Genomic DNA, 7679 nt, shown 5'->3' with positions numbered 1-7679 from the left:
GCACACGTCCGTAGTCGTACAGCGCGAGACCGTCGAAGATGTAGCGACCGAGGCCACCGAGGTTGACGTACGCCGCGACGGTAGCGGTGGCGATGATCTGCAGAGTGGTGTTTCGCAATCCGCCGATGATCAGCGGCAACGCATTCGGAATCTCGACGCGAAAGAGCACTTGTAATTCGGTCATTCCCATCGCCCTGGCGGCATCGACCACGTTGTCGTCGACGTTTGCGATGCCGGAGTAAGTGCCGGCGAGCAGAGGCGGAATGCCGAGGAGCACCAATGCGATGATCGGGGGCACGAGACCGAGACCGATGACGAGCACCAGAAACACCAGGATGCCGAGAGTCGGTAGCGATCGAAGTGCATTGACGAGCCCGACGATGACCGCTTCACCTTTGCGCAGGTGGCCGATGAGCAACCCGATCGGAATCGCGATGACGGCCGACAGCACGATGGCGAGCAGGCTGTACCAGATGTGTTCGATGATTCGGGCGCCGATTCCCGTGGGCCCGGCCCAGTTTGCGCCGTCGACGATGTAGGAGAACGCCTCCGAGAACAGATTCATGCCCGCGCCTTCTTCGTCGAGACCGTCCCCAGGCGAGTCCACGGTGTCAGCTTTCGGCCGAGCAGATACAGGCCCGCGTCGAACACCAGGGCTAGAAAGACGATGGAGATGATGCCCGCGACGATCTGATCGGGGTAGTCACGCTGATATCCCTGCGTGAACAACTGGCCGAGACCGCCGATGCCGATCACCGAACCCACCGACACGAGTGAGATGTTGGTGACCGCGACAACTCTGATGTTCGCGATCAGAACGGGAAGCGACAGCGGCAGTTCCACAGCCACGGCTCGTCGCAACGACGAATACCCCATGGCCTCGGCGGAATCGACGACCGCGAATGGTACCGAGTCCAACGCCTCGGGGACTGCCCTGATGAGCAGCGCAGTCGAGTACACCGCCAGCGCGATGACGACGTTGAGCGGATCGAGCACCGGTAGGCCGACAACAGCAGGAATGGTGACGAACAGAGCCAGCGACGGGATCGTGAACGCGATGCTGGCCACCGTCATCGTGACTTTTCGGACCCAGTGCGCATTTCGGATGACGGTGCCCACCGGAATCGCGATGATCAGTCCGATGAGCAACGGAACGAGCGAGAGGTACAGGTGTGTCTTGGTGTACCCGAGGACGACGCCGAAATTGTCGACTAGCCACGTCACTGGGGGGTGTCCTCGTTGCTGAAGTGATGCCGATTGCGCTCATCGTCCTCGGATCTACGTTGCACGGCAAGGTGTTCGAGAATCTCTGCGGCGTCGACGCCTCCGACGGCGGCTCCGGTGGAATCGATCGCGACACCGATTCCCGACGGAGACGAGATGGCCGAGTCGAGTGCCTGACGTAGGTCGCCACCTTCGGTGAAGAGCGAACCACCCGCTGCCGTGCTGTCGTCGAGGGGGCGACCGTCGCGGACCTTCTCGACCCCGGTGGCGTCGATCCAGCCGAGTGGACGACGCTCGGAATCGACCACGAGGACCCATTGTCTCTGTTCCAGGCGAAGACTGCGGACTTCGCTTTCCGTTGCCGTGTCGATCGGATGCATCGTGACCGAGTGGGCCGAGCGGAACGACAGCCCTCGATAGCCTCGATCACGGCCGACGAACGAAGCCACGAAAGATGTTGCGGGAGCGGCGAGTATCGTTGCAGGCCTGTCGTACTGCTGTAGGCGTCCCTGAGGTCCGAAGACGGCGATGTTGTCTCCGAGACGGACGGCTTCGTCGATGTCGTGGGTGACGAACACGATGGTCTTCTTCAAATCTGCTTGCAGACGAAGCATCTCGGTCTGCAGGTCCTCACGAACCACCGGATCGACTGCGCTGAACGGCTCGTCCATCAGCAAGATCGGCGGATCGGCAGCGAGGGCGCGCGCAACACCGACCCGCTGCTGTTGGCCGCCCGACAGCTGCGCCGGATACCGCGATGCGAATGCCGGATCGAGTCCGACTCTTTCGAGTACGCCGAGCGCGGCTTTGCGTGCGGCGCGCCTGGATTCGCCACGCAGGACCGGCACCGTCGCGACGTTGTCCACTACGGTGCGGTGAGGCAACAGCCCCGCACTTTGAATGACGTAGCCGATTCCGCGCCGCAGCTTCACGGCGTCGGTCTCGGCGATGTTGCGGCCGTCGACGGTGATCACTCCCGAGGTGGGAGTGATCATCCGATTGATCATGCGCATCGAGGTGGTCTTGCCGCATCCGGAGGGCCCGACGAACACGGTGAACGATTCGGGCTCGATCACCAGGTCCAGACTGTCGACCGCGGTGGTGCCATCCGGATAGGTCTTGCCGACTCCGTCGAATGTGATCATCAGCTGACCGGTTGGTCCAATCCCTTGTCTGCCACCCACGCCTTGGCGGCTGCGGCTGGTTCGACCTTCGCGTCACCGGACACGGAAGTGTTGAGCGCGATCAATTCCTCGGTGGTGATCTGAGCGGAGACCGCATCGAGAACCTGTGTGAGCTTGTCCGACTGCTTGGATGTGTTGAGCACAGGGATGATGTTCTGGGCGGCGAAGTTGTTCTCCGGATCTTCGAGCACCACGAGGTCGTTCGCTGCAATCGATGGTGCAGTGGTGAAGATGTCGGCGGCGACAACCTGACCGGACACCAGCGCCTCGACCGTGGCAGGCCCGCCACCGTCGGAGATCGGAACGTAGTTTCCGGGGGCGAGGTCCAGGCCGTACTTGGCCTTCAATCCGGGGAGCCCGCCGACGCGCTCCTGGAACTCCGGCGTGCCCGCGAAGGTGACATCCGCGGAGAAGGGAGCGAGGTCGCCGATGGTGGTCAGGTTGCGTTCGGTTGCCGTAGCCCTGGTCACAACCACGGCATCCTTGTCCTCGCCGGGGGCTTGCGCCGTGACGGTCAGATCCGAGCCGAGTGCGTCGGGCAGTGCTGCGAGGACGTCTTCGGAGGAGGTCGCGGTCGCGGACTCGTCCAGGTACTGCAGGAGGTTGCCGGTGTAGTCGGGGATCAGGTCGATCGATCCGTCTCGCACTGCCGGGATGTAGGCTTCACGGCTCCCGATATTGAGCTTGGTGCTCACCTCGAAGCCGTTGGCGCGCAGGGCTTCGGCGTAGATGTTCGCCACGGTCTCGGATTCGGGGAAGTTGGCCGAACCGATCACGATCGAATTGGGATCGCCGTCGGTCTCGCCGCCGCCGGAAGACAGAGGATCACTGTTGCCGCCGCACGCGGTCAGGACTACCGCAGAGACGGAAAGTGCAACGACGGCTCGCACAGTTCTGGTGATGTTCAAGTGAATCCCTTCCGGCGGGGCTCGCTGGGGTGTGGTCGAACCGGGTCTACGAGCATAGTCATAGGGTTGGTGCGATGACTATCTCGTTCGCTTCTGTTCCCGGCGAGCGTAATCGGTAAACCTGCTGCGTGAGCAGGTGGAATGGAGTTTCTGTGGTCGGGTCGGCGCCGAGAGTGCTCACAGCGGCGATCGTTGCTCTGACGTTGGCCGGGTGTGCCGCGGACACCCAGGAGCGCGCGACGGTCGTCGTCGGGGCGGGCGAGAACGTCACCGGGGTAGTGCTGGCGCACATATACGCAGGTGCGGTTCGCTCTGCTGGAGTCACGGTCGCAGTGAAGGAAGATCTGGGCGAACGCAGCGACTACCTTGCCGCACTCGACGGCGGAGAGGTATCACTCGTGCCGGACTTCACCGGGGAGCTTCTGCACACGTTCGACTCTCTGTCCGGTGCTACCGAAGCCGAGGACGTCTTCGTCGACCTGAACAGGTCGCTGCCCGAGGGACTGTCGGTGGGGGACTACGCACTCGCCGAAGACCGGGTCGCCATCGCCGTGTCGCCCAGCGGACCGTTCGCGGTGGCGTCGTCGCTGTCGGACTTCGCGCCGAGTTGTAGCGATGCTGTCGTCGGAATCGTCGAGAACTCGAACGACGCATCGGCCGGCACCGAGCCGCTGGATATCGGAATGCGGCTGGGACCCGTGTACGGATGTTCGTTCACGGAGTTCATGGTCTACCCGGACTCGGACTCGGCGGTCAGCGGTCTGGACTCCGGTGAAATCGATGCGTTGGCGCTGCGGACGGCGTCGTTCGGGCCACTCGCAGCCGGCCTGTCGGCCCTGGACGACGACGAGTCGGCGTTTGCTGCGCAGAATGTCGTCCCGCTCATGCGCGACGGTGCGCTCGACGATGCTGCGTTCGCGGCGCTCAGTGTCGTTGCAGGTGAGCTGACCACTGCGGACCTCGCCGAGATGATCGGCGAGGTCCGCAGTGGTGAGAACTCAGGCGATGTCGCTGCTCGATGGCTCGGCGAGCACAACCTCTGACGTCCGGACCCGCGCCCCGAGGAATGCCCCCATGTGGTGCACGGCCTGGGCGGCTTCACGCAGGATCGAAGCCTGCAGATGTGCTACGTGCCAGAGCTTTTCGTATTCGACGTACTCGACCTCGACGCTCGACAGCAGCAGCTTGTCGTGAAAAGCCACGATCTGCGGGTAGAGAACCTCGGACGTCCCGACATGCATGACGATCGGCGGCAAGCCGGTGAGATCGCCCTGCAGCGGGGCGTACCCCTGGTCCAGTGGATCGCCGTCGCCGAGGTACGCAACGGCCGCCGCGAACGACCAGGCAGTGTTGACGACGAGATCCCGATCGAACATCGCGTCCCGAGCGGCCGGATCCACCCATGGTGAGATCAAGCCGAGTGCAGCAGGATTCACGCCGTCGTCGACGAGATGGCGTGCGGTTGCGACCGTGAGCCCGCCGCCCGCCGAATCACCGGCGATTGCAACACGATCCGCGGTGTAGCCGTGCGACTTCAGTAGTTCGCGGTAGGCAGCGACGGCGTCGTTCAAACCGGCCGGGTACGGGTTCTCGGGGGCCAGTCGATAGTCGAGAACATATACAGCGCTTGCAGATTCGCGGGCGAGATGCGCTGCCAGCGAGCGATGGGTAGCCATCGATCCGATCGTGTACGCACCCCCGTGCAGATACAGCACCGCGGTGTCTCGTTCGGTAGCACCGACGGTGACCCGTTCCGCTCTGCGTCCGGCCAATGTCAACGGCTGCACCACTGCGCCGTCCGGAATTGTCTGGATCGGAGCGCCGAGGTCGAGGATCTTGCGCTGAACCCCGATGGGGAGCCGAGCATCGAGCGCGAACCGGTAGAACGGCTTCAGAGCCGTTCTGACCAGTGGAAGTGGCAGGTAGAAGGATTTCATGGCTACTTCTTTCGCGGCATGACGCGGTTCGCGACGACCGCGATCACGCGCTGGTACTTCGATCCGGTGATGCGCTGAAACAGATCGAGTGCGATTGCGTCGGAGCCGATGAGCACGCGGGCCTTGCCCTTCTCGACGCCCTTGAGGATCGTCTTGGCAGCCTGATCGGGGGTCGTCTTGGCAAGCTTGGCGTCGAAGAATTTGGCGACCGACTGCTGGTCGTAGTTCTCGGCGACGGTGGCGTTGCGCGCAATGGCGGTCTTGATGCCGCCGGGGTGCACGACGGTCATCTTGACCGGGGCCTTGGAGATCAGCAGCTCCATCCGAAGTGCCTCGCTGAAGCCGCGGACGGCGAACTTGGCAGCGTTGTAGGCAGCCTGCGACGGCATCGCCAGCAGTCCGAAGAGACTGGAGATGTTGACGATGTGTCCGTCGCCGGATTCCTGCAGGTGCGGAAGAAAAGCCTTGGTGCCGTTGACGACTCCCCAGAAGTCGACGTCGACGATCCGCTCGATGTCCTTGAACGAGGACGCCTCGACGTCGCCGTGGTAGGCGATGCCCGCATTGTTGTAGATCTGGTTGATCTTGCCGAACCGCGCCCTCACCGTGTCGGCGTAGTCGAGGACGGTCTCGCGCTGCGACACGTCGAGGAACTGTGAGGCAACCTCACCGCCGAGTGCTTCGACCTGACGGACAGTCTCTTCCAGACCGTTCACGTCGACGTCCGACAGCGCCAGCTTGGCACAGCGTTCGGCGAGATTGAGCGCGAGGGCACGGCCGATACCGGAGCCCGCGCCGGTGACTACGGCAACCTTGCCTGCGAAAGCGTTCATTTGGCGACGACCTTGCTGTCGGAAAGGGCAGCAATTTCGCTGCCTGCGGTGGGGAGATCGGATGCTGCGACGCTACGGTACGCCGCGAGGTCGAACTTTCTGGTGATGCTGCGGAATCGGAACGTGAAGTCCGGCCACAGGGTGGTGTTGTTTCCGTGCTTGTCGAGGTACCAGCTGGCGCAGCCGCCGTTCATCCAGACGCTGTTCGCCATGCGATCCTGCAGGTCGGCGTTGTAGTCGTCCTGAACGTCCTTGCGGACCTCGATGACGCCGATGTCGTGCTTCTCGATGGTGTCGAGGGCGTCGATGACGTAATTGAGCTGCGACTCGATCATGAACACCATCGAGGTGTGCCCGAGTCCGGTGTTCGGCCCGACGAGGAAGAACATGTTCGGGAAGCCTGCGACTGCGGCGCCCTTGTATCCCTGCTGTCCTTCTTCTTCGAAGGTCTGCGCGAGCGTCTTTCCGCCCTTGCCGTAGATGCCCTGGTATGCAGGCGAATCCGTGACGTGGAAACCGGTTGCGACGATAAGTGCGTCGATCTGTCGTTCGGTGCCATCGGCGGAGACGATGGAGTTCGCTTTGACCTCGGCGATGCCGTCGGTGACGAGGTCGACGTTGGATCGATCGAGTGCGGGGTAGTACGCATTCGAGATCAGCATGCGCTTGCAACCGATACGGAAGTTGGGTGTCACCTTCTTGCGCAGCGACTTGTCCTTGATGCCCTTGCTGATCTGCTGCTTGGCGATGACCTCGAAGATCCGCATCAGGGCGGGCTTCTTCGCCAGGCCGACGACCTGTGTTTCGCGAGCCGCATAGATAGCGGTGCGGGACAGTCGCTGGAAGCCGGGAATGCGCTTGAAGGCGAATTTCTCGATGCCGGTGTACTCGCGATCGAAGCGAGGGAGGATCCACGGTGCGGTGCGCTGGTACACGTCGAGACGCTCCACCTTGTCCGCGATGGCGGGCACGATCTGGATCGCCGACGCACCCGTACCGATGATCGCGACACGCTTGCCTGCCAGTGAGACATCGTGGTTCCACTGTGCGGAGTGGAAAACGTCGCCTTCGAAACCTTCGATGCCCTTGATCGGGGGGAGGTTCGGCTCGCACAGAGCGCCGACGGCCGTGACGACGACCTTGGCCGTGTACTCGCCGGTGCTCGCGACGATGTTCCAGCGGTGCGTGTTCTCGTCCCAGATCACTGACGTGACGTCGGAGTTGAAGACGTGCTTGCCCAGGACGTTGTACTTGCGTGCAACAGAGGAGATGTACTTCTGGATCTCCGGCTGAGTCGAGAACGACCGAGTCCAGTCCGGGTTGAGCGCGAACGAGTACGAGTACAGGTGAGACGGCACGTCGCACGCTGCGCCCGGGTACGTGTTGTCGCGCCACGTTCCGCCGACATCGCTGCCTCGTTCGAGTACGAGGAAGTTGTTCTTGCCTTTCTGGGTCAGCTTGATCGCTGCCCCGAGGCCGGCGAAACCGCTGCCGATGATGATTGTGTCGACCTGGCGCGGGGCCGTCACGCGCTCCGAAGTATCTGTTACGGAAAGACTCATGCAAACGAGAATAGGAGCTTACTGAGTGTGA

General features: G+C 62.8%; 8 protein-coding genes. 1 reads left to right on the top strand and 7 read right to left on the bottom strand.

All coding sequences use genetic code 11. The features are described 5' to 3' along the window. The 4 genes from A2J03_RS04065 to A2J03_RS04050 all read right to left on the bottom strand — a co-directional run. Positions 1-565: ABC transporter permease (locus A2J03_RS04065; RefSeq protein ID WP_068370032.1), on the bottom strand; the 565-nt coding region annotated here is incomplete at its 3' end. Next, positions 562-1224: an ABC transporter permease gene (locus tag A2J03_RS04060; protein WP_068370029.1), complete on the bottom strand. Its 663-nt coding sequence runs from the start codon at positions 1222-1224 to the stop codon at positions 562-564. The genes A2J03_RS04065 and A2J03_RS04060, both read right to left, overlap by 4 nt. Continuing rightward, positions 1221-2369, bottom strand: coding sequence for an ABC transporter ATP-binding protein (locus tag A2J03_RS04055; RefSeq protein ID WP_068370026.1), 1149 nt, complete (start codon positions 2367-2369; stop codon positions 1221-1223). Before A2J03_RS04055 ends, A2J03_RS04060 begins: the two co-directional genes overlap by 4 nt. After that, entirely contained in the window at positions 2369-3316 is a 948-nt protein-coding gene (locus A2J03_RS04050) for an ABC transporter substrate-binding protein (RefSeq protein WP_068370023.1), read from the bottom strand. The genes A2J03_RS04055 and A2J03_RS04050 overlap by 1 nt, the downstream gene beginning before the upstream one ends. 128 nt (positions 3317-3444) lie before the next feature. Between A2J03_RS04050 and A2J03_RS04045 the strand changes: the two genes are divergently transcribed. Beyond that, positions 3445-4359, top strand: a complete 915-nt coding sequence (locus tag A2J03_RS04045; RefSeq protein ID WP_231912354.1) for a glycine betaine ABC transporter substrate-binding protein — start codon at positions 3445-3447, stop codon at positions 4357-4359. Here A2J03_RS04045 and A2J03_RS04040 read toward each other — a convergent pair. The 3 genes from A2J03_RS04040 to A2J03_RS04030 are packed head-to-tail and all read right to left on the bottom strand — an operon-like array spanning position 4315 to position 7648. Further along, the gene (locus A2J03_RS04040) at positions 4315-5253 is read right to left on the bottom strand and encodes an alpha/beta hydrolase (RefSeq protein WP_068370016.1); all 939 of its coding nucleotides are present in this window, start codon (positions 5251-5253) and stop codon (positions 4315-4317) included. The genes A2J03_RS04045 and A2J03_RS04040 overlap by 45 nt on opposite strands. A 2-nt stretch (positions 5254-5255) precedes the next feature. Further along, positions 5256-6086, bottom strand: coding sequence for an SDR family NAD(P)-dependent oxidoreductase (locus tag A2J03_RS04035; RefSeq protein WP_068370013.1), 831 nt, complete (start codon positions 6084-6086; stop codon positions 5256-5258). Continuing rightward, a complete protein-coding gene (locus A2J03_RS04030) occupies positions 6083-7648 on the bottom strand; it encodes a flavin-containing monooxygenase (protein ID WP_068370010.1) in 1566 nt (521 codons plus the stop codon). Before A2J03_RS04030 ends, A2J03_RS04035 begins: the two co-directional genes overlap by 4 nt. Positions 7649-7679: the final 31 nt, after the last annotated feature.

Source organism: Rhodococcus sp. EPR-157, assembly GCF_001647195.1.
Taxonomy (GTDB): Bacteria; Actinomycetota; Actinomycetes; order Mycobacteriales; family Mycobacteriaceae; genus Rhodococcoides.
Note: the sequence above shows the minus strand (reverse complement) of the source record. Positions and strands in the feature narration are given on the sequence as shown.